The sequence below is a fragment of the Nannocystis pusilla genome, from assembly GCF_026626665.1.
Lineage (GTDB): Bacteria > Myxococcota_A > Polyangia > Nannocystales > Nannocystaceae > Nannocystis > Nannocystis pusilla.
This window is the reverse complement of the sequence record NZ_JAPNKE010000002.1, coordinates 7,527,903-7,548,534: the sequence shown is the minus strand read 5'-3', so window position 1 is coordinate 7,548,534 and position 20,632 is coordinate 7,527,903. Positions and strand designations below refer to the sequence as shown.

The following is a 20,632-nucleotide window of genomic DNA, read 5'->3' as shown; positions in this document are numbered from 1 at the left end:
GCAGGTACCGACGGACATGCCCGAGCGGGCATGTCCGAACAGTCAGCCGGTGATGAGCACCCCGCGCGGCGCCTCGTGCGGGCGGACGGGGATGCCGTGGTCGGCCAGGTAGTGCTTGGCCTGGGCGATGGTGTAGAGGCCGAAGTGGAAGATCGAGGCGGCGAGGGCGGCGTCCGCGGCGCCCTCCTTGGGGTCGAGGCCCTGGCGCAGGTGCTCGAGCGAGCCGACGCCGCCGGAGGCGATCACCGGGATCGGCACGCGCCGGCTGACCTCGCGGGTGATCGCCAGGTCGTAGCCGTCGCGGGTCCCGTCCTTGTCCATCGAGGTCAGCAAGATCTCCCCTGCGCCCAGGGAGGCGGCCTGCTCGCACCACGACACCGCGTCGAGCCCCGTCGAGCGGGTGCCGCCGTGGATCACGACCTCGTACAGCGGGTCGGTCTCGCCCGGCAGCGGCTTCAGCTGGCGCACGTCGACGGCGACGACGATGCACTGGCTGCCGTAGCGGTCGGCGAGCTGGCGGATCAGCAGCGGGTTGGCGACCGCGGCGCTGTTGACGGCGACCTTGTCGGCGCCGGCGGCCAGCAGGCGGCGGACGTCGGCCTCGCGGCGGACCCCGCCGCCGACGGTCAGCGGCGTGAAGATCTGCCCGGCCACGCGGCGGACCACGTCGACGAAGGTGTCACGCCCCTCGGTGGTCGCGGTGATGTCGAGGAGGCACAGCTCGTCGGCGCCTTGCGTGTCATAGGCGCGCGCGGCCTCGACGGGGTCGCCCGTGTCGCGCAGGTTGGCGAAATGGACGCCCTTGACGACCCGGCCGTTCTTGATATCGAGGCAGGGGATCACACGGCGCTTCAACATCGAGCGAGGGCCTCCTCCAACGTAAAGCTACCTTCGTAGAGCGCCCGCCCGAGGACCACCGCGCGCACGTCGGCGGCGCGCAGGGCGTCGAGGTCGGCGAGCGAGCCGACGCCGCCGCTGGCGATCACGAGGACGCTGGGGACGGCGCGTTGCAGGCTGATGGTGGCGTCGACGGCCGGCCCGCACTGCAGGCCGTCGCGGGCGATGTCGGTGTGCAGCAGCGCCGCGGCGCCCCAGATCGCGGCGGTCTTGGCCAGCGCCAGCGCGGGCACGGCGGTCCGCTCCTGCCAGCCGGCGAGGGCGACCAGGCCGTCGCGGGCGTCGATGGCGACGATGATGCGGCCGGGGTACTGGCGGCACAGCAGCGACACCGCGTCGGGGTCGCGGACGGCGAGGGTGCCGACGACGACGTAGTCGGCGCCGGTGTCGAGCACGGCGGTGACGGCGGCGGCGTCGCGCAGGCCGCCGCCGACCTCGACCTCGGCGCCGCCGGCGTGGGCGACGGCCACGAGCTCGCGGACGAGGTCGGTCTGGACCGGGCGGCCGGCGAAGGCGCCGTCGAGGTCGACGACGTGGACGCGCCTGGCGCCCGCGGCCAGGAAGTCGCGCAGCGCGGCGGCCGGGTCGTCGGCGTAGATCGTGGCTCGCCGCGGGTCGCCCTCCTGCAGGCGCACCGCCTTGCCGCCCATCAGGTCGATGGCGGGGATCGCCAGCATCAGGCGCGGCCTCCGAGGATGAAGCTGCGGAGGAACCGAAGCCCCGACCACTGGCTCTTCTCGGGGTGGAACTGACAGCCGAACACGTTGCCGCGCGAGATCGTGGCCGGGAACTCGACGCTGCCGTAGCGACACCACCACATCACGAGGCTGGGGTCGGTGGTCTCGACGTAGTAACTGTGGGCGAAGTAGAAGTGCTCGCCGGTCGGCTGCACGTCGCTCCAGCCCATGTGGGGGATCTTCAGGCGCGCGGCGTCGGGATCTTCGCCGGCCCGCATGTCGGCCGGGAACCGGCGCACGCGCCCCGGCAGCACCTTGAGGCCGTCGAAGCCGCCGCCCTCGTCGCTCTGCTCGAACAGCAGCTGCATGCCGAGGCAGATGCCGAGGAACGGGTCGCCGCGCTCGATGACCATGCGCAGCGCCGCGCCCATGGCCCCGTCGACCAGCGCCCGCGTGGTCGGCCCGAACGAGCCCTGGCCGGGGAACACCACCATGCGCGCGGTGGCGACGCGGTCGGGGTCGCTGGAGACGATCACCGAGGCGCCTACCTGGATGAGCGCGTGTTCGACGCTGTCCAGGTTCCCGAGCTGACTGTCGACCAGGATGACTTCGCGCGGCATGAGGGAACAGCCGGTTTTTATCACAGGTCCGCTCAGATCCAGCGCGGCTTTTACGTGACACCGTACGGTACGGCGTACCGGGGCTGCAGCGCGAAGAACTCGAAATGTCAAGCGCTGAATTCGTGGTCACGCGCGCTCGCACGGCGAAAATGGGCGGGGCCGCGCGCGACGAGGACGTTCGCGGCTGTCCTCGCGGACAGAAGACGCCGGGCCGCGCGCCCGAGAGGCCCGGATTTTCGTGGTATACGCCCGTCTGACCGGCAGGAGGCACGATGCGCGTCACGGCTCGTCGAGGCATGTGGGGGTTCCAGTGGCGCTGCTGCTGCTGCTGACGGGCTGCGGGGAGCCGGGCACGAGCGCCGCTACGGGCCCGGCGCCGGTGGCAGATCCGCAGGCCGAGGTGGCCCTGCTGGCGGTGGTCGAGGGCCAGGTCAGCGTCCGCGACGCCCAGGGGGCCGTCACGCCGGGCCGCCCGGAGCTGCCGCTGCGCCGCGGCGACACGGTGATCACCACCCCCGGGTCGCTGGCGGTGGTGGTGCTGGCCAACGGCTACGTGATCAAGCTCGAGGAGGACCAGTCGACGCCGGTCCGCGCGCTGGCCCACCTCGACGACCCGCCGCCCGCCGAGAGCGTGGCGGAGCTGTTCGAGAAGGCGCTCGGCGCCGAGGCCTTCGCCCGCGTCGGCGGGGCCGACCGGCTCGAGCGGATCGCCGGCTGGAACGCCCGCAGGGCCTCGGGGAGACCCCGGCCCCGGTCGCCAAGATGGAGGCCCCGCCGGCCCCGGTGAAGCCCGCCGAGCAGGCCGAGCAGGCCGAGGCGCCGCTCACCGACGTCGCGGCCGAGCCCGAGACCAAGCGCGGCGACCGGGACGAGGATCTCGACGGCAACGCCAAGGCGGGCATCGGCAAGAGCCGCGCGCCGCTGCCCAACAAGCGCGGCGAGGACGATCTCGCCGGTCCGGCCGACCCGGTGGCGCCGCCGCCGTCGCAGAAGCCGGTCGACACGGACGCGAAGAAGGACAAGTCCTCGACGAAGAAGAGCGAGCCGCCGCCGCCGCCGGGCCAGGGCGTGCCGCCGTCGGGCAGCGCGCCCGAGGCCGAGAGCTCGTCGTCCGCGGCCGACCTGGCCGACTCGTGGGTGCTCGAGACGAGCCCCGACACCCAGGTCACGCGGACCAGCCTGCCCGAGGCCCTCAAGACGCGGCGCCATGCGCTGGCGCAGTGCGTGGCCGCGGCCGTGCCGGGCGTGGCCGGGCCCGAGCTGCGGCTCAAGGTGGTCGGCGGGATCGTCAAGGAGGTCGCGCTCGGCGGCGGCAAGCCGGCGCCGGCGTGCGCCGGCGAGCTGCTGAACCAGCGCCTGACCGGCGTGGGCGACGGCTGGGTGATCGTGCGCGTAAGGCGGTGATGCGCGGCGGCCCGGCGAACCCCCTCCGCACCGCCGCCGGCGCGCCCCGTGGCGCTCGCCGGCGCTGCTGGCGGCGCTGATCGGCGTGGCGATCGCGCTGCTGTGCGGGCTGGAGCGCACGCGCCTGGAGATCGGCTGGGTCGACGCGCTCGAGCGGGCCAGCCTCGACCAGCGGTTCCGCTGGCGCGGGCCGGTGCCGCCCACCGGCGAGGTCGTGATCGTGGCGATCGACGACGCCACGCTCGAGCGCCGGCCCGAGCTGTACCAGCGCCGCGCCGGCACTGCCGCGCTGGTGCGGGCGATCGCGGCGGCCGGGCCGGCGGCGATCGGCGTCGACCAGGTCTACATCGACCCCGAGGAGGTGCTGTCGCCGGAGCTCACCAGGCGTGTCAAAGGACATGTCGAAAAGAGCATGCTCTCGGAGACAGGTGCACAAGGACAGGCCGACTCGCTGCTGCAGGAGGTCGCGCGCGAGCTGATGGGCGACGCCGAGCTGGCCGCGGCGGTCGCGGCGGCGGGCAACGTGGTGTTGGCCATTCACCTGACCCAAGAGGCAGGCGATGGGCGGCCGCTGCCGGAGGCGGCGACGCTGCGGCACGGCCGTTACGGCCAGCAGGACGCGCGCTCGCCCCCGATCCGCACGGCCGAGGCGGGGCTGGTGTCGCTGCCGGAGCTGGCCGCGGGGGCGCGGGCGCTCGGCGGGATCACGGTCGAGGAGGAGCGCGACCGGGCGGTGCGGGCGATCCCCGCGGCCTGGGGCGTCGGCGAGGCCGCCTACGCGCCGCTGGCGGTCCAGCTGGTGGCCCTGCGCGAGGGCCTCGGGCGCGCCGAGCTGGCGTTCCTCGGCGGCGAGTCGAGCCTGCAGATCGGGGCGCGCCGGGTCCCGCTCGGCGACCACGAGGCGGTGGTGCTCAACTTCCGCGGCGACGCCGGCACCTTCACCACGGTGTCGGCGGTCGACGTCGTCGAGGGCCGCGCCGACGACGTCCTGCGCGGCAAGATCGTCCTGCTCGGCGTGACCTACTTCGGCCACGACGTGGTCCGCACCCCGTTCGCCCGCGACCTGCCGGGCGTCGAGCTGCAGGCCACCGCGGTCGACACGATCCTCGCCGGCGACCCGCTGGTCCGCAGCTCGGCCCTGACCGACGCCCTGTTCACGCTGGCGTCTGGCCTTTTGGTCAGCTTGCTGTTCGTCGCGGCCCTGCGCGCCGGGCCGCTCTTGCGCATCGCCGGGGTGGTGGCGGTGGTCGGCCTCGACGTCGCGGCGGCCTCGCTGGCGTTCACGCGCGCGCACCTGTGGCTGGCGCTGGTGTGGCCGCTGCTGGCCGCGGTGGTCGCAGGCTCGGCGGCGCTGGCGGCCGCGTACGCGGGCGAGGCGCTGCAGCGGGCGCGGCTGCGCCGGACCTTTCGAATTACCTCGGCGCGGAGGTGCTCGACGAGCTGCTGGCCGACCCGAAGGCGCTCGGCCTCGGCGGGCGCGGCGCGAGCTGACGGTGCTGTTCTCCGACATCCGCGACTTCACCAGCGTGGCCGAGCGGCTGTCGCCGGAGGACCTGGTCGCGCTGCTCAACACGTTCCTCACGCCGATGACGCAGGAGGTGATGTCGCGCGCCGGCTACCTCGACAAGTACATCGGCGACGCGGTGATGGCGGTGTTCGGCGCGCCGGTGGCCCGGGCCGACCACGCCGAGCGCGGCCTTTCGACGGCGCTGGCGATGCACGCCGCGCTCGCGCGCCTGCAGCCGTCGCTGCGCCAGTTCGGGGTCGAGCAGTTGCAGATCGGCGTCGGCATCAACACCGGCGACATGGTGGTCGGCAACATGGGCTCGGCCGACCGCTTCGACTACACGGTGTGCGGCGACGCGGTGAACCTGGCGTCGCGCCTCGAGGGGCTGACGAAGACCTACGGGGTGTTCTGCCTGGTCGGCGCCGGCACCCGCGCGGCCGCGCCGGCGAGCTACCGCTTCCGCGAGGTCGACCTGGTGCGCGTAAAGGGCAAGGGCCAGCCGGCGGCCATCTTCGAACTGCTGGCGGGGCCGGGCGGGGCGGTCGCCGAGTACGCGGCGCTGGACCGCTGGACCGCGGCGCTGGCGGCCTTCCGCGCCGGCGAGTTTTCAAAGGCGCGCGCGGAGTGGCTGGCGTTCCAGGCCGAGAACCCCGACGACCCGGTGGTGCGGCTGCACCTGGCGCGCCTGGCCGGCCTCGGCGACACGGCGCCGCCCGACTGGGACGGCGTGGCCGTGTTCCATCACAAGTGAGCGCGGACGGGCGCGCCGCGGCGCGAGCCCGGCGACGAGGCCTCTCCGTCATGTCCTTCCAAGCATGTTCGTATGGACAGGATGGATCCGGCCGATTCGTCGCCGTTGCAGGCGACCTCCGCCGCCTGCGCGTCGAGGGCGCGCTGGGGGCATGAACCAAGAACAAGCCCGCAAGGACATGCCTGGAAAGGCATGCCCGCAAGGACATGCTCGTAAGGACAGGCTCTAAGGCGCAGGCGCGGCAGGCGTCTCGGGCGGCTTGGCCTTCTGCACCGTCGGGTCGCGCTCGAGCTTGCGGCCGGCGACGTCGCCGTCGAGGTGGAGCATCATGTAGACCACCGCGACGGCGAGGATCACGAGGACGTTGATGATCTGGAACGGCAGGCTGAGGGCGATCAGGTAGTCGCCGCGCAGCCAGCGGCGGCGGCGGATCTTCTTCGCCACCTTCTCGTAGAAGTCGGGCGGCGCCTGCTCCTCGGGCAGGCCCTTGACCAGGCGCAGCATGCTCTGCAGGCCGGACAGCTCCCGCTGCGCCTCGGGCGAGTCGGCGAGCATCGCCTCGAGCTTGCTCTTGCCCTCGGCGTCGAGCTCCTCGTCGAGGTAGGCGCTCATCAGCGCTTCGGCGTTGTCGGTCTCGGGCTTGGCCATAAGAACGATCCTCGGCGCCTCAGCGCATGAAGGGCTCCAGGCGCTCCTTCAGCGCCAGGCGCGCCCGGTGCAGGCGCGACTTGAGCGTGCCCTCCTGCAGGCCGGTGATCTTGATGATGTCCTGGTACGACATGCCTTGCACGTCGCGGAGCACGATGAGCAGGCGATGGTCGGGGTCAAGGGCGGCGAGCTCGCGCTGGACGATCTTCTCCATGCGCATGCCCTCGGTCACGGCCTCGGGGCCCGGCACCTGGCTCTGGAAGGTGATGACCGCGCCGGTCTCGGCGGCCGGCATCTGCGCCTGCGGCGTCTCGTCGATGTCGAGGCTGCGGTGGAAGTTGCGGCCCTTGAGGTACTTGATCCGGTTCTTGCAGGTGTTGGTGGCGACCCGGTAGAGCCAGGTGTAGAAGCGCCCCTCGCCGCGGTAGTTGCCGATCGCCCGGTAGACGATGATGAACACCTCCTGCGCGAGGTCCTCGGCCTCCTGGCGGTTACCGATCATGCGCAGCATGAGGCCGAAGATCCGGTTCTGATAGGTGTGGACCAGCTCGCGGAACGCGGCCTCGTCGCCCTGCTTGAGGCGACGGACCAGCTGGCGATCGCGGCGGTCCTGCTCGGCGCGGCGGGCGTTCTCGGCCCGCTGCTCCGGGGTCAAGGTCTCGTCGGGAGCCGGCGCCGGCTCGGGCTCGTCGGGCGGGGCGGCAGCGGCGAGCTCCTCGGCGCTGTACACTCGCTCGGGGTCGGTCACGCGACTCACTGTCGTCCAGACCGCGGGGCCGGGGCAAGGTTCCTGTGCGAACCTCCGTCACGGGCACGTCCCGCGCGCGGGCGGTCCGGGCGGCGAAGTTCGCCCGGCGCGCCGCGTTATTGCCGACGCGGAGCGGGCATCACTGCGGCATCACTGAGGATTGATGCGGATGCCGAGGTTGACGGCCAGGCGGGTCTCAGGGTCGGGGCCGGTGATCTGGCGCGAGAAGCCGACCCCGAGGTCGAAGCCGATCCCCCGCTTCGGCGCGTCGCGGACGAAGCCGATGCCGCAGGCGATGAAGCCGCGGTCGTCCTGCTTGCCGCGCCCGCGGCTGTCCCAGTAGCCGCCGAGGCGCAGCGGCACCGCGTTCTTGATGGTGTACTCGGCGCCGCCGGCGAAGATCATCCGCGTGTACTTGTCCTGGTGGCGGAACGACGTGAAGTCGTAAAGGCCGTCGAAGTTGATCGAGAAGCCGTTCTGACGGGTGGGGAAGACCGCCAGGCCGTGGGCCAGAGTGCGCGGGAAGTCGGACAGCAGGCTGACCTGGCTACGGCTGAGGCTGTCGGCCGCGACCACGAACGGGTCGAGCCGCAGCGAGGTGGCCGGCGGCGCCGGTCCGACCAGGTTCTGGCCGACCACCGAGACGTTGACGAACTGCTTGATCGACACGGTCATCGCCAGGTCGAGGCCGAAGGCGAGCCGCTGCTTCTTGGCGTCGTGCGGGTCGCCCTGGGCGTCGACGAAGCGCAGGCTCGACTGCAGGAACTTGGGCCGGACGCCGAACGCGAGCCACCCGGGCGCGGCGTTGATGGCGATCGGCAGGCCGACCTCGTGGGCCATGTGGAACAGCTCGAGCTGGTGGTCGCCGCCGCGGTCGTCCTTGAAGGTGACGTTGGGCAGGCCCAGCGTGGCCACGTAGCCGAGGCCGACGGCCACCCGCGGGTTCATCAGCGAGTCCATCGCCTGGATGCCGACCCCGTGGGTGTTGTTCTCGATCTGCGCCTGGTAGACCGGGTCGATCAAGAACTGGCGCGTGAACCCCATGTTGGCCGGGTTGGCCAGCATGGCCCCCGAGCCGGTCGACGAGGCGCGCGTCGCTCCGCCCATCCCGAGGTTGCGCGTGCCATCCAGTCCAGGGGCGGCCTGCGCCCGTGACGGGATGGCAACCGCCGCGGACACGGCCAGCGCGGCGGAAAGGCAGGCACGGCGGCCCGAACGGGCGGGCGAATGGCGAAGGGCGCGGCGGTTGTCGGGCATGTCGGCGGGGGCCGCCTCGCCGTAGCAAGATCGGGGCCAGGCAGAGGGTGTCAGACGGTGCGGCGCGAGGCCAGGCCGAACAGCGCGAGGACGAGCACACACATCGCCAGCAGCAGCCACTGCTGGTGGTCGCTCCAGCGCTGGGCCTCGGCGAGGAGGTCGACCGGGCGGGCGGCGACGACGTCGACGCGGGCCCACAGCCGGTCGAGGTGCGGCACGAGCAGCAGGCGGTGGGCGAGGGCGGCGGCGGTGAGGACGAGGGCGATGGTGGTGCCGGCCTTGGAGGCGATCCACCGCGGAGCGGCGAGCGCGAGGACGACGCTGAAGAGGACCGCGAGGTCGGCGAGGCGCTGGCCCAGCGGGGCCGTCAGGGCGCGCGCGAGGTTGGCGTCGAGCAGCGGCGAGGCCGACAGCGTCGGGATGGCGACGAAGTAACCGACGACGAGCGCGCCGAGCAGGAGGGCGGCCGCGGCGAAGCCGATCAGGGCAGCGGGTCTCACGACCGCGGCCTATGCCACGGTCTTCAGCGCCGGCCAAGTTTGCGGCGCGGCGCCCGGGCGGTGCGCTACAGTCGCCCGCGTGCAGCGGCGGAGCTTTCTCCAGCAGCTCGGCGGAGCGGCGGTCACCGGCCTCGGCGGTGTGCTGCCGGCGCGCGCGGTCCGGGCGGCCGGGCCGGGCAATAATATGTCCTCGGGGACAGGCGAGCGCGTCCTCGGCGAGGGCCGCTCGCGCTACAACCACGTGCGCGTGGTCGAGCGCGGCTCGGTGCGGACGATGCTGTTCATCGCCGACGACGGCACGCAGTACATCGAGACCCGCATCGACGTGGCGCACCGGCGCAGCCTCGACCTCGACGTCTTCCGCACCATGCTGGCGGGCTTCGTCGTCCACCCCGAGCCGCGGCGGATCCTCGTGCTCGGCCTCGGCGGCGGCGCGCTGCCCGGCTACTTCCACGAACGCCTGCCCGGGCTCGAGCTCGAGGCGGTCGACATCGACCCAGAGGTGGTGCGCCTGGCCCAGGGGTTCTTCGGCGTGCCGACGGCCGACCCGTCGTACCGCGTCCACGTGGCCGACGCCCGGCTGTTCCTCCAGCGCGCGCCGGCGGACCAGCGCTGGGACATGATCGTGCTCGACGCGTTCCGCGGGGTCCAGGTCCCGCTGCACCTCAAGACCGCCGAGTTCCACGGCGAGGTCCTGAAGCGGCTGGCCGACGGCGGGGTCGCGGTCGCCAACCTCCACAACGTCACGCGCATGTACCCGCACGACCGCGAGACGATCGCCGCGGTCTACCCGAGCTGTTACAGCTTCCTCAGCGAGGCCGGCAATCAAACCACTCTGGTCGCCAGCGCCGCCCCCGCGCGCCTCGGCGTCTACGCCCTCCGCGCCAACGCCCGCCAAATCCAGCCGCGCTTCGACGACGTCGACATGCTGGGCCTGGCGGCCCGCTACTACGCCCGCCGCGACTGGGAGCGGGCGCAGGTGCTGCGCGACGACTTCCCCGCCGACAACCTGGCCGCCGCCGCCGAGCGCAACAACGGCTCGTGCCTGCGCGGCTGCAAGTACCGCTAGCGCTACCGCCGGGCCGGCGCTCGGGCTATGTTCTGGCCGTGACCCTCGCCTCGCCCTCGCTCTCGCGCCGCGGCCTCTTGCTCCTCGGCGGCGGCAGCCTGGCCTTCGGGGCAGCTGCGATCGCGCGCCCGGCCGCGGCGGCCGAGACGGTGCTCGCCGAGGCCGTGTCGCGCTACAACCGGATCCGCGTGGCCGAGAGCGGCACGGTCCGCACCATGTACTTCGTCGGCGACGACGGCACCCAGTTCATCGAGTCGCGCCACGACCGCTCGCGCCCGCAGAGCCTCGATCTCGACTACACGCGGACGATGATGGCCGGCTTCCTGCTGCAGCCGCGCCCGCGCCGTCTGCTGATGCTCGGCCTCGGCGGCGGCGGCATGAGCAACTACTTGAAGGCCCGCTTCCCCGAGCTCGAGATCGACGCGGTCGACATCGACCTGGAGGTGGTGCGCCTGGCCCAGGAGTTCTTCGACGTGCCGAAGGACGACCCGCGCTACCGCGTCCACGTGGCCGACGCGCGGCTGTTCGTCGAGCGCGCGGCCGCGGATGTCCGCTGGGACATGATCATGCTCGACGCCTTCCGCGGCGTGTTCGTGCCCTACCACCTCAAGACCGCGGAGTTCTACCGCGCCTGCCTGGCCCGCCTGGCGCCCGACGGCGTGGTGGTCGCCAACCTCCACAACGTCACGCGCATGTACCCGCACGACCGCGAGACCACCTCGGCCGTGTTCCCCCAGCGCTACAGCTTCGTCAGCGAGACCGGCAACCAGACGACGCTGGTCGCCTCGGCCGGCCGCGAGCGCGTCGGGGCCTACCAGATCCGCGCCAACGCCCGCACGGTCCAGCCCCAGTTCGACGCCGACATGCTCGGCCTCGCCGCCCGCTACTACGTCCGCCGCGACTGGGAAGACACCGCCGAGGTGCTCAAGGACGATTTCAAACCGGCAGAGCTCGAGGCGGCGGCCGGCCGGCACAACGAGACCTGCGTGAAGAACTGCCGCTACGGGCTGTGACTGTTCCATGGGACATGCCCGAGGGGACATGTCCGCGAGGTAAGGTCGAAAGGGGCATGTCTCTCGCCACATGTGCAGCGACAGGCGCCTTCGCAGGCATCATGTGTCGAGCGCCACGGCGCGCCGAATCATCACGAGCGGTCAGCGGCCAGGCGCCGTCACCTGCGCGGGCCGAACAGCTTGCGTCGCGGCCCTTCGGGCGTCGAGCGGCGCAGCTGGATCGCGTGGATCTGCCGCTTCGCGTCGATGCTGTCGGGCTCCAGCTCGAGCACTTGATTAAAGTGCAGCAGCGCTTGTTCGTCGTCGCCTGACCCGAGGGACAGCAGGCCCAGGTCGTAGTGGGCGCGGACGCAGCGCGGCTGGCGGGCCAGGACCTCGAACAGCGCCGCGCGGGTGGTGTCGCGGAGCGCGGCCTTGTCGGCGGCCAGTTGGTACTCGCACCACGCCAGGGCGGCGCGGATCTCGAGCTCCTCGGGGTTGAGCGCCGCCGCGGCGCGGTAGCGCTCGAGCGCGCGGTCGAAGTTGCCGGCGCGCAGCAGCTTGTCGCCCTCGCGGACCACCACTTCGCTCTCGAGCACTTGCTGCGCGCTCGGGCCCGCGGGGCCGCGCGTGAGCGGCTGGCCGCCGCGCAGCAGCGCGACGATCTGCTCGCGCTGGGCGTCGTCGGACAGCCGCTGGTAGGCCTCGCTCAGCGCGGCGAACACCGCCTGCGAGCGCTCGCGCAGGTGGGCGAGGCCCTGGTGCGGCAGGCTGTCGGGGTGGAAGCGCCGGCTCAGCACGTGCCAGGCCGCGCGGATCTGGGCCCGGTCGGCGGTGGTCGCCAGGCCGAGCAGGTCGAACGCGTTGGCGCCGCCGGCGATGGCAGCCTCGAGGCGCTCGAGCTCGCCGGCGAACTCGGCGGCGCGCAGGCTCTCGCGGCCGGCGGGCTTGCTGTTCTTGAGGACAGGTATCGAAGAACCTGTCGCTTCGGGCAGGGTGGCGTTCGGCCCGGTCGCCTGCTCGGGCGGCGCGTTGGCCGACTTCAGCATTTGACAGGCCCACAGGGTGTAGACGACCGCGGCGACGCGGGCCTCGGGCTGACCGGACAGGCGGGCGACGTCGGTGACGTAGAGGTTGCCGGGGCGGAGGGCGTCGGCGATCGCCTCGTCGCCCTTGGAGAAGTGGAACTGGTTGCGGTAGCGGTCGAACGACGAGCGCAGGCGCAGCGGGCCGTCGAGCAGGAGGCCCATCTCGGCGGCGATCCGGCGTGGGTCGAAGTGGGCGACCACGCCGGCGTGGATGAGCTCGAGGCTGTTGACCTGGGTCGGCTGCGAGGCGTCGGTCTCGGCGGCGGCGGCGTCGCCGGCGACGATCTGCACCGTGCCGGTGCGCAGGGCGAACAGGTGGACCACCTTGCGCGCGCACTGGACGCGCAGCGCCTTGCGGAGCTGGCCGCCGGTGAGGAGGCGGCGGCGCACCAGGTAATGGCCGAAACGCTCACGGGGGGCCCCCGGCTGGGCCAGACGGGCCAGTTCGGCCATCGCGCGGTCGCGCTCCGCCGGCTCGATGAGCCCGAGATCGACGAGGACCTGGCCGATCGAGTCGTGCGGGCTGGAAAAGTCGGTGAAGATCGGCATCCCGCCCTGAAACCACACCCGCCGCGCGCCGGCGTCGGCGCTCCGGCCCGGCACGTCCGCGGCCGGCGGCGTGAGGCTGATCGTCCCGGTGAAGCGGCGGTGCAGCAGCGCGAACATGAGCCGGGGCAGGCTCATCCTGGCCAGGTCGACGACCTGCGGGTCGGCGCTCGGCGGGGCCGTCTCCATGGCTTCGATGCTAGCACTTCGGCGCGCCGGCCTGCTACGTTTGGCCTCGCATGAGCATCAGCTTCATGGTCGGCCCGCATCGGGTCCGCTTCGCCGGCAAGACCGACATCGGCCTGGTCCGCGCCCACAACGAAGACAGCCTGCTGATCCCGCGCGAGATGGCCCTCGCGGTCGTGTCCGACGGCATGGGTGGCCACGCCGCCGGCGACGTCGCCAGCCGGATCACCGTCGAGACCATCGACCAGCACTACCGCGACACCGCCCGCAGCGGCCCCAACACCTGGCCGTTCAAGCTGCCCTCGCTCGAGATCGAGAAGCAGCGCATGAGCGTCGCCATCCAGCTCGCCAACTCGAACATCTTCGAGACGGCCGCCGCCGACGGCAGCAAGAAGGGCATGGGCTGCACCGTCGACGCCATCTACTTCAACCAGGGCCGCTTCTTCATCGGCCACGTCGGCGACAGCCGGGTCTACCGGATCCGCGAAGGCCGGATTCAGATGCTCACCGAGGACCACTCGCTGCTCAACGACTACCTCCGCATGAAGGAATTGAGCGGCGACGAAGGGGTCCACTTCCCCCAGAAGAACGTGGTGGTCAGAGCCCTCGGCCTCGCCGACCAGGTCCACGTCGACGTCATCTTCGACGCCTTCAAGGTCGGCGACGTGTTCCTCCTGTGCAGCGACGGCCTCAGCGGCATGCTCGACGACCGCGTCCTGCTCGAGATCATCACCGCCCGCGACAGCCTCGACACCAGCTGCAACGAGCTGATCAAGGCCGCCAACGACGCCGGCGGCGGCGACAACATCACCGCCATCCTCTGCCGCATCGAGAAGCCCTGAGTCACAGCAGCGCGGACACCCGCTCGGCCAGCGCCAGCGCGGCGGTCAGGCCGGGCGACTCGATGCCGACGAGGTGGACGCAGCCGGGGCTGGCGAAGACCGCGAAGTCGCGCTCGGCCGGCTCGTCGGGGCCGCGCAGCTTGGGGCGGATCCCGCAACCATCGTAGGCGAGCTGGTCCTCGGCGATCGGCCCCAGCAAGGCACACGCGGCGCGATGAAACGCGGCCCGCTTGTGCGCCGCCGGGCCGAAGTCGTCGCGCGCCTCGACGTACGTGACGTCAGGTCCGAGTCGATACGCGCCCGCCAGGTCGAGGGTGAGGTGCACGCCGAGGCCGGCCGCGCCGCGCGCTCGCACCGGATAGATGAGGTGGCGGTAGCGCGCCCGCGTTTTCAGGCTGAAGTAGTCGCCGCGGCACGGAAAGATGCGCGGTGACTCCGCCCCCAACATCGTCGCCAATTCGTCCGCGTGCAGCCCGGCGGCGTTGACCACCCGCGCCGCCGAGATCGGCCCGCGCGTCGTCTGTAGTGCCACGGCGCTGCCCGCGACCTCGGCCGCGAACACCCGCGTGCGCACCCCGAACACCGCCCCGTGCGCCTCGGCGTCGGCCCGTAGCGAGGCGCACAGCCCGTGGACATCCACGATCCCGGTGTTCGGGCACCACAGCGCCGCCCGCACGTCCGGCAGCTCGGGCTCGCGCGCCCGCACCGCGGCCGCGCCGACGAGCACGCAGCCTCGCGCCCCGGCCGCATCCGCGTCGGCGGCGAGCGCCTGCAACGCAACTTCTTCGTCGGCCGTGCGGGCGATCACCAGCTTGCCGAGGCGCGCATGACTCACCCCGTGGGCCGCGCACCAACTGTACAAAAGTTCCTGTCCTCGCAGACAGGTCTCGGCCTTGAGCGAGGCCGGCGGGTAGTAGAGGCCGGAGTGGATCACGCCGCTGTTGCGGCTCGACACTCCGGTGCCCTCCTTGGCCTCGCGTTCGAGCACGAGCACCTCGTGGCCGCGGCGCGCGAGGGTCGACGCGACCGCGCAGCCGACCACGCCGGCGCCGACGACGACGACGTCGACCTGGTCCACGCCGGTCACGCGCGAACCTTAGCAGGCGCGGCTACCTGCGACACGGCGTCGCTTGCCTGGCGGGGCCGCGAGGTTTAAACCCCCACGGGGAAGCCCGCCTATGGCCGAGATGCATATCAAGAGCCACACGTTCCGCACCGACGACGAGTGGGAGACCATCGACACGCTGTGGTACAGCCCGTTCTTCTACTGGCAGCGGAACGGCCTGCGGGTGACGCCGCCGGTGCCCTTGCGGATCGTCGTGTTCAACAAGGTCGTCGACGAGTCCGACGAGGGCTGGATCAACCAGGGCGGCGCCAGTGCGATGTTGTTGCAGCGGATCCAGGCCCGCGGCCAGAAGGGCCAGACGATCCGCGTCGAGGTCGGCGACGAGATCACCGAAGAGAACCGCCCGACCCGCTCGGCCTGATGGGGCCGGGGTCGGGCGCGGCGGTCAGCGCTTGGCAGCGCCTTCCTGCTCCTGGAACCAGGTCAGCGCCTCGAGCATCGCGTTGTTGCCGGTGATGTCGCTGAGCTCGACCTTGACGCCCTTGTCGCTGAAGAACAGGTCGTTGGCCACCAGCGGGTTGCGGCGCTGGGCGATAAAGAGGATGGGCTCGGCGCCGCGGGTGTAGCCGAGCTGGACGATCGCGTTGGGCAGCCAGCGGCCGTTGTCGCCGAACTTGAACTCCCGGGTCAGCCGGTAAAAGCCCTCGTGCGGCAGCTTGACGAGCGACGAGCCCCAGCCGTAGTCGACCTTCGGGACCTTCACCCCGGGCATCTGGAAGCGCCACTGGTTGTGGATGTTCTGCACCGGCAGCAGGACCGAGGCGGGCGCGAACTCGGCGTCGGTGCGGATAAGGATGAGCAGGTTGGGGGCGACGGTCGCCTCGTGCTCGGGCAGGAACTTCGTGGTCTTGAAGATCCCCGGTTGGTACTGGAAGGCCATGGCGCGGGGAACACTACAGAAGACGGCCGGGCCAGGAAAGTCGAAAAATCCCGCGCCGCGCGACCTCGCCGGCCCGGCGCGCGGGGGTGCTCCAGGTCACGCCCGGGTCCCCCGGGCAGGCCGCGGCCTCGGGCGGCGACTTGCCAGCGGTCGGCGAGCGCTCGGCCCGCGTGTCCGCGGTTGTCACCGGGCGCCCCGGTTGTGCTACCAATGCCCGGTCGCCGTGTCAGATTCCGTCATTGTCATCAACGCCGATGGGCCCGAGACGCGGGTCGCTCTCATCGAACAGGGGATCCTTTCCGAGTACTACGTCGAGCGCGACCGCGAGCGCGGCACGGTCGGCAACGTGTACAAGGGCAAGGTCCTGCGCGTGCTGCCGGGCATGCAGGCCGCGTTCGTCGACATCGGCGAGGAGAAGGCCGCGTTCTTGTACGCCGGCGACATCGCCGCTCCGGGAGGCCAGGGCGAGAAAGAGGCGGCCCTCCGCGCGCTCGGCGGTGACGACGACGACGAGGTCGCGCCGCGCCGCACCGGTCGCCACGGCGACATCACCGAGCTCGTGCGCCCCGGCCAGGAGATCCTCGTCCAGGTCGTGAAAGATCCGATCTCGAGCAAGGGCGCGCGGATCACCACGTACATCTCGCTGCCCGGGCGCAACGTCGTGTTCATGCCGACGGTCAGCCACATCGGGATCTCGCGCCGGATCGCCGGCGACCGCGAGCGCCGGCGGCTGCGCCGCCTCATCGACCAGATGCGCCCGCCGGGCTCGGGCTTCATCGTCCGCACCGTCGCCGAGTCGGCGAGCAACAGCCAGGTCCGCGCCGACATGGATTACCTCCTGCGCCTGTGGGAGAACATCCAGTTCAACGAGCGCCACCAGCGCGCGCCGGCGCTGCTCTACCGCGACCTCAACCTCATGCTCCGGGTCGTGCGCGACAACCTCACGCCCGAGTTCAAGAAGGTCATCGTCGACGACCGGATCGCCCACGACAAGGCGGTGCGGTTCATCGGCGCGTTCATGCCCGAGCTGGTCGACCGCGTCGAGCTGTACACCGGGCGCGAGCCGATCTTCGACGGCTACGGCATCGAGCTCGAGATCAACCGCGCGCTCGAGCGCAAGGTCCAGCTCAAGAGCGGCGGCTCGCTCGTGTTCGACCAGGGCGAGGCGCTGACCGCGATCGACGTCAACACCGGCAAGTTCGTCGGGGCCAAGGGCAAGACGCTCGAGGAGACGATCACGCAGACCAACCTCGAGGCGGCCGAGGAGCTGGCCGACCAGCTGCGCCTGCGCAACCTGGGCGGCCTCGTCATCATCGACTTCATCGACATGGACAAGGAGTCGAACCGGCGCAAGGTCTACCGCAAGCTGCAGGAGGTCCTGCGCCGCGACCGCGCCAAGGCGCACATCACCAAGATCTCGGAGATGGGCCTGGTCGAGATGAGCCGCAAGCGGACCAAGGAGTCGCTGCTGCGGCTGTTGACGGCCCCCTGCGAGGTCTGTAACGGTAAAGGCTACACGAAGAGCCCGTCCACCATGTGCTACGAGATCTTGCGCGAGGTCCGGCGCGAAGGGCCGCACCTCGTCGGCGACACCATCATCGTCCAGGCCGCCCCCTCGGTCGCCGAGCTGATGAACGGCCCCGAGGTCGCCGCGGTCGACAACATGGTCAAGCGGCTGCAGAAGGGCATCGACATCCAGGGCCGCAAGGACTTCCACATCGAGCACTTCGAGATCCGCACCAAGAACAAGGGCGGCGGCCGCAACAACAGCAGCAGCAACCCGGCCGACTGAGCGAGAGGAGCGACCATGGCGAAAGCGATGGAACGGCGCCGGAGCGAGCGCTACACGGTGAACGCCGAGTTCGCCGAGCTCGAGCCCGGCAGCATCTCCTTCGTCAGCAACCTGAGCGAGCAGGGCGTGTTCATCAACACGCGCGCGCCTGCCGGTCGGCGCCGCGATCGACCTCCGCTTCACGATCTTGCTCGACGACCCGGTCGTCATCAGCGGCACCGGCCGCGTCGTCCACCTGCAGGACGAGCCGCGCGGCATGGGCGTCGCGTTCCACAACCTCAGCGCCGAGATGACCCTGCGCGTCATCGACGCGATCGCCTGGCACCGCACTCGCGAGGCCTCACGCACCGCCGAGCCGGGCTTCCGCACGCGCGAGCTCACCGCCGAGGAGCTGGCCCAGCTCGAAGAGGGCGACGACATGGCCGGCGAGTCGGTCACGAGCCTCAGCGCCTCCGCCGTCCTGTCGGAGGACAGCCTCCCCGCGGCCGCTCGCAGCGGCCTTGTCCGCCGCGGCCGCGAGGACTCGCTGTCCCGCGCCAGCCTCGATGACTCCAACCAGTCGCTCCCGCCCCCGCCGCGCTTCGGCGCCTCCGCCCCGGTCCCGGCCGCGCGCAAGGCTCCGCCGCCGCCGCCCAAAGACGACGATTACGAGGACTTCTAGCGCGGCCGGCCCGCGCGCGCGCCGCGCGTCTTGCGAGCGAGGCGATTTTCACTATCGTGAGCGGGTGAGCATCACTCGCCGCTTCTTCGACCTCGCGCGGGCCAACATCACCGACTTCTCCCAGGCGTTCCGCCGCGGCGACCCGCTCGAGGGGCTCAGCGAGGACGACCGCCGCGTCATCGACGAGGAGGTCGAGAGCGACACGGTCGGCACCAAGGCCGGCAAGCGCGCCCGCCAGGTCCGCGACGCCGCCGAGGAGATGTGGGAGCGGGCCTTCGAGGCCAGCCAGCGCGCCGCCGGCAACAACCCGCCGCGCCAGCGCAGCTCCGAGGCCGAGCGCCTGCGCTGGTACCGGACCCTCGAGCTCGAGCCCGGCGCCACGCTCGAGGAGATCCGCAAGTCCTACCGGCGTCTGTTGAAGCAGTACCACCCGGACCGCTTCGCCAAGGACCCGGAGAAGTACAAGGTCGCGACCGAGGTCACGCGCAACATCACGGTCGCCTACGACGGCCTGACCACGCTGCTCGAGCAGCAGCGCTGAAGCCGGCCCAAAGTCCGCGCAGCGCCGCGCGGTTTTTGCGGTACCGTGCGGCGGTCTCGAGGACCCGTTGACCGCACGCACCGCGAAGAGCAAGTCCGCCGCGAAGAAGACCATGGCCGCCCAGGCCGATGTCCACGCCCTCTACGAGCGCGCGGTCCAGGACCCGGGCAACGACGTCAAGTTCTTCAACCGCATCTACAAAAAGCTGCGCGGCCACGACCCGGTGTCGCTGCGCGAAGATTTCTGCGGCACCGCGGTGCTGTGCGCCGAGTGGGTCAAGAGCGGGGCGGAGCGCACGGCGCTCGGCGTCGACCTGTCGCAGGAGACGATCAACTGGGGCCTCGAGCACCGTATCGTCCCCGCCGGTCGTGGCGTCGCAAGCCGCGTCTCGCTGGTCTGTGCCGACGTCCGCGAGGTCAAGAAGCCCAAGGTCGACATCGCCTGCGCGCTCAACTTCTCGTACTACTGCTTCAAGCGCCGCGAGGAGCTGCTCGACTACTTCCGGGCCGTCCACGCCGGCCTCGCCAAGGACGGCCTGTTCTTCCTCGACCTCCTCGGCGGCACCGAGGCGATCATGGAGGGCTCGACCGACAACGACCACGGCGACTTCATCTACCGCTGGGAGCAGGCCCGCTTCGACGCCCTGACCCACGACTTCCTGTGCCACATCCATTTCCTGTTCCCCGACGGCTCCAAGCTGCTCGAGGCCTTCACCTACGACTGGCGCCTGTGGATGGCCCCCGAGCTGCGCGACCTGCTGCTCGAGGCCGGCTTCTCCAAGGTCCACGCCTACTGGGAGAAGACCAACGCCGAGGGCGAGGGCACCGGCGCGTTCTACGAGCCGGACTACGTCGAGAACCAGGAGATCTGGTGGACCTACCTCGCCGCCGAGCGCTGACGCAACCTGTCTGAACGAACATGTCCAAAAAGACCGCGAAGCCGCCCGCCAAGAAGTCGCCCAGCAAGCCGTCGCCGAAGAAGCCCGCGAAGACGCAGGCGAAGTCGGCGGCCAAGAAGAAGCCGAAGCAGCCGGGGCGCAAGCCGGGGCCGACGCTGGCCGAGAGCGCCGACAAGTTCGCGCTCTACCAGCGCTCGGTCCAGTCGCCCACGGTCGACATCGAGTTCTTCGACGCCGAGTTCCAGAAGCACCGCGGCCGCGTGCCCCTGAGCGTGCGCGAGGACTTCTGCGGCACCGCGCTGTTCTCCGCCGAGTGGTGCAAGTCCGACGCGCGCCGCACGGCCCTCGGCGTCGACCTCGACGGCCCGACGCTCGAGTGGGGCCGCAACAACACCTTCGCCGCCGCGCCGCCCGACGCGGTCGAGCGCGTGACCCTGGCCCAGGCCGACGTCCGCGACACCAGCCTGCCCGCGGTCGACCTGATCGTGGCGATGAACTTCAGCTACTGCATTTAAAACCCGCGAGGAGCTGCGCGGCTACTTCGCCGCCGCGCGCAAGAACCTGGTCGACGACGGCGTGTTCGCGCTCGAGGTCTACGGCGGCACCGAGGCGGTGGTCGAGCTCAGCGACGAACGCGAGCTGCGCGGCGGCCTGACGTACGTGTGGGAGCAGGAGAAGTTCAACCCGATCAACCACCACACGCTCTGCCACATCACCTGGAAGTTCCGCGACGGCTCGCAGCTGTACCGCGCCTTCACCTACGACTGGCGCCTGTGGACCCTCCCGGAGCTCGGCGAGCTGCTGCGCGAGGCCGGCTTCTCCGAGGTGAAGTTCTACTTCGAGCGCGTCGAGGCCGACGAGGACGACGACGAGTACCTGACCGGCACCGGCGAGTTCGTCGAGCACACGGAGATCGAGAACCAGGAAGCCTGGCTCGGCTACGTGGTCGCGCTCAAGTGAGCGGACGAATCTTGAGAAGGCAGTGATGCGCCGCGCGGCGCA

General features: G+C 71.4%; 23 protein-coding genes and 1 pseudogene. 14 read left to right on the top strand and 10 right to left on the bottom strand.

From position 1 onward, the window contains the following. Positions 1 to 42: 42 nt before the first annotated feature. Genes hisF through hisH form a run of 3 tightly spaced genes read right to left on the bottom strand, consistent with a single transcriptional unit; the run spans position 43 to position 2,194 of the window. Positions 43 to 858 carry an imidazole glycerol phosphate synthase subunit HisF gene (hisF, locus tag OV079_RS33195; protein WP_267773234.1) on the bottom strand — a complete coding sequence of 272 codons (816 nt, stop codon included), beginning with the start codon at positions 856 to 858 and terminating at the stop codon, positions 43 to 45. Continuing rightward, positions 852 to 1,574, bottom strand: coding sequence for a 1-(5-phosphoribosyl)-5-[(5-phosphoribosylamino)methylideneamino]imidazole-4-carboxamide isomerase (locus tag OV079_RS33190; RefSeq protein ID WP_267773233.1), 723 nt, complete (start codon positions 1,572 to 1,574; stop codon positions 852 to 854). The genes hisF and OV079_RS33190 overlap by 7 nt, the downstream gene beginning before the upstream one ends. Then, positions 1,574 to 2,194, bottom strand: coding sequence for an imidazole glycerol phosphate synthase subunit HisH (gene hisH / locus OV079_RS33185; RefSeq protein WP_267773231.1), 621 nt, complete (start codon positions 2,192 to 2,194; stop codon positions 1,574 to 1,576). The genes OV079_RS33190 and hisH overlap by 1 nt, the downstream gene beginning before the upstream one ends. Positions 2,195 to 2,504: 310 nt before the next feature. On the opposite strand from hisH, the gene OV079_RS33180 reads away from it, so the two are divergent. From OV079_RS33180 to OV079_RS33165, 4 genes and pseudogenes are all read left to right on the top strand, one after another. Beyond that, positions 2,505 to 2,981, top strand: a complete 477-nt coding sequence (locus OV079_RS33180) for a FecR family protein (protein WP_267773229.1) — start codon at positions 2,505 to 2,507, stop codon at positions 2,979 to 2,981. Further along, positions 2,957 to 3,598: a hypothetical protein gene (locus tag OV079_RS33175; RefSeq protein ID WP_267773227.1), complete on the top strand. Its 642-nt coding sequence runs from the start codon at positions 2,957 to 2,959 to the stop codon at positions 3,596 to 3,598. Before OV079_RS33180 ends, OV079_RS33175 begins: the two co-directional genes overlap by 25 nt. Positions 3,599 to 3,683: 85 nt before the next feature. Continuing rightward, a pseudogene (locus tag OV079_RS58990) lies at positions 3,684 to 4,721 on the top strand (CHASE2 domain-containing protein); the annotation flags it as partial. A 370-nt stretch (positions 4,722 to 5,091) separates the two neighbouring features. Next, positions 5,092 to 5,856, top strand: coding sequence for an adenylate/guanylate cyclase domain-containing protein (locus OV079_RS33165; RefSeq protein ID WP_267773225.1), 765 nt, complete (start codon positions 5,092 to 5,094; stop codon positions 5,854 to 5,856). A 225-nt stretch (positions 5,857 to 6,081) separates the two neighbouring features. Here OV079_RS33165 and OV079_RS33160 read toward each other — a convergent pair whose 3' ends face one another. The 4 genes from OV079_RS33160 to OV079_RS33145 form a co-directional block, all read right to left on the bottom strand. Next, positions 6,082 to 6,504: an anti-sigma factor family protein gene (locus OV079_RS33160; RefSeq protein WP_267773223.1), complete on the bottom strand. Its 423-nt coding sequence runs from the start codon at positions 6,502 to 6,504 to the stop codon at positions 6,082 to 6,084. A 19-nt stretch (positions 6,505 to 6,523) separates the two neighbouring features. Continuing rightward, on the bottom strand, positions 6,524 to 7,252 hold the full coding sequence (locus OV079_RS33155; protein WP_100792782.1) for a sigma-70 family RNA polymerase sigma factor: 729 nt from the start codon (positions 7,250 to 7,252) through the stop codon (positions 6,524 to 6,526). A 150-nt stretch (positions 7,253 to 7,402) separates the two neighbouring features. After that, positions 7,403 to 8,431 (bottom strand): hypothetical protein, encoded by a 1,029-nt coding sequence (locus OV079_RS33150; protein WP_267773221.1) that lies wholly within the window; start codon positions 8,429 to 8,431, stop codon positions 7,403 to 7,405. Positions 8,432 to 8,559: 128 nt separating this feature from the next. Next, positions 8,560 to 9,009 (bottom strand): hypothetical protein, encoded by a 450-nt coding sequence (locus tag OV079_RS33145; RefSeq protein WP_267773219.1) that lies wholly within the window; start codon positions 9,007 to 9,009, stop codon positions 8,560 to 8,562. Between the two features lie 79 nt (positions 9,010 to 9,088). Here OV079_RS33145 and OV079_RS33140 point away from each other — a divergent pair, with 79 nt between their 5' ends. Beyond that, positions 9,089 to 10,078 (top strand): spermidine synthase, encoded by a 990-nt coding sequence (locus OV079_RS33140; protein WP_267773217.1) that lies wholly within the window; start codon positions 9,089 to 9,091, stop codon positions 10,076 to 10,078. 38 nt (positions 10,079 to 10,116) lie between these two features. Next, positions 10,117 to 11,091: a spermidine synthase gene (locus OV079_RS33135; RefSeq protein WP_267773215.1), complete on the top strand. Its 975-nt coding sequence runs from the start codon at positions 10,117 to 10,119 to the stop codon at positions 11,089 to 11,091. 158 nt (positions 11,092 to 11,249) lie between these two features. On the opposite strand, the gene OV079_RS33130 is transcribed toward OV079_RS33135, so the two are convergent. Next, entirely contained in the window at positions 11,250 to 12,893 is a 1,644-nt protein-coding gene (locus OV079_RS33130; RefSeq protein WP_267773214.1) for a DUF4388 domain-containing protein, read from the bottom strand. 50 nt (positions 12,894 to 12,943) lie between these two features. Here OV079_RS33130 and OV079_RS33125 point away from each other — a divergent pair, with 50 nt between their 5' ends. After that, a complete protein-coding gene (locus OV079_RS33125) occupies positions 12,944 to 13,732 on the top strand; it encodes a Stp1/IreP family PP2C-type Ser/Thr phosphatase (protein ID WP_267773213.1) in 789 nt (262 codons plus the stop codon). 1 nt (position 13,733) lies between these two features. On the opposite strand, the gene OV079_RS33120 is transcribed toward OV079_RS33125, so the two are convergent. Continuing rightward, a complete protein-coding gene (locus OV079_RS33120; protein WP_267773212.1) occupies positions 13,734 to 14,819 on the bottom strand; it encodes an NAD(P)/FAD-dependent oxidoreductase in 1,086 nt (361 codons plus the stop codon). A gap of 91 nt (positions 14,820 to 14,910) precedes the next feature. Between OV079_RS33120 and OV079_RS33115 the strand changes: the two genes are divergently transcribed. After that, complete coding sequence (locus OV079_RS33115; protein ID WP_267773210.1) at positions 14,911 to 15,219, top strand: hypothetical protein; 309 nt, start codon at positions 14,911 to 14,913, stop codon at positions 15,217 to 15,219. 24 nt (positions 15,220 to 15,243) lie between these two features. Here the strand turns inward: OV079_RS33115 and OV079_RS33110 are convergent, their stop codons facing one another. Continuing rightward, positions 15,244 to 15,738 (bottom strand): hypothetical protein, encoded by a 495-nt coding sequence (locus OV079_RS33110; protein ID WP_267711610.1) that lies wholly within the window; start codon positions 15,736 to 15,738, stop codon positions 15,244 to 15,246. 223 nt (positions 15,739 to 15,961) lie between these two features. Here OV079_RS33110 and OV079_RS33105 point away from each other — a divergent pair, with 223 nt between their 5' ends. The 6 genes from OV079_RS33105 to OV079_RS33080 all read left to right on the top strand — a co-directional run bounded on the left by OV079_RS33105 (position 15,962) and on the right by OV079_RS33080 (position 20,590). After that, positions 15,962 to 17,530, top strand: coding sequence for an Rne/Rng family ribonuclease (locus tag OV079_RS33105; RefSeq protein ID WP_267773209.1), 1,569 nt, complete (start codon positions 15,962 to 15,964; stop codon positions 17,528 to 17,530). 187 nt (positions 17,531 to 17,717) lie between these two features. Next, positions 17,718 to 18,191: a hypothetical protein gene (locus OV079_RS33100; RefSeq protein WP_267773208.1), complete on the top strand. Its 474-nt coding sequence runs from the start codon at positions 17,718 to 17,720 to the stop codon at positions 18,189 to 18,191. Between the two features lie 64 nt (positions 18,192 to 18,255). Further along, positions 18,256 to 18,732: a J domain-containing protein gene (locus OV079_RS56420; protein ID WP_267773207.1), complete on the top strand. Its 477-nt coding sequence runs from the start codon at positions 18,256 to 18,258 to the stop codon at positions 18,730 to 18,732. Between the two features lie 67 nt (positions 18,733 to 18,799). Next, complete coding sequence (locus OV079_RS33090) at positions 18,800 to 19,630, top strand: class I SAM-dependent methyltransferase (RefSeq protein ID WP_267773206.1); 831 nt, start codon at positions 18,800 to 18,802, stop codon at positions 19,628 to 19,630. Between the two features lie 20 nt (positions 19,631 to 19,650). After that, entirely contained in the window at positions 19,651 to 20,145 is a 495-nt protein-coding gene (locus tag OV079_RS33085; RefSeq protein ID WP_267773203.1) for a class I SAM-dependent methyltransferase, read from the top strand. A 61-nt stretch (positions 20,146 to 20,206) separates the two neighbouring features. Beyond that, a complete protein-coding gene (locus tag OV079_RS33080) occupies positions 20,207 to 20,590 on the top strand; it encodes a hypothetical protein (protein ID WP_267773202.1) in 384 nt (127 codons plus the stop codon). The last annotated feature ends 42 nt before the right edge of the window (positions 20,591 to 20,632 follow it).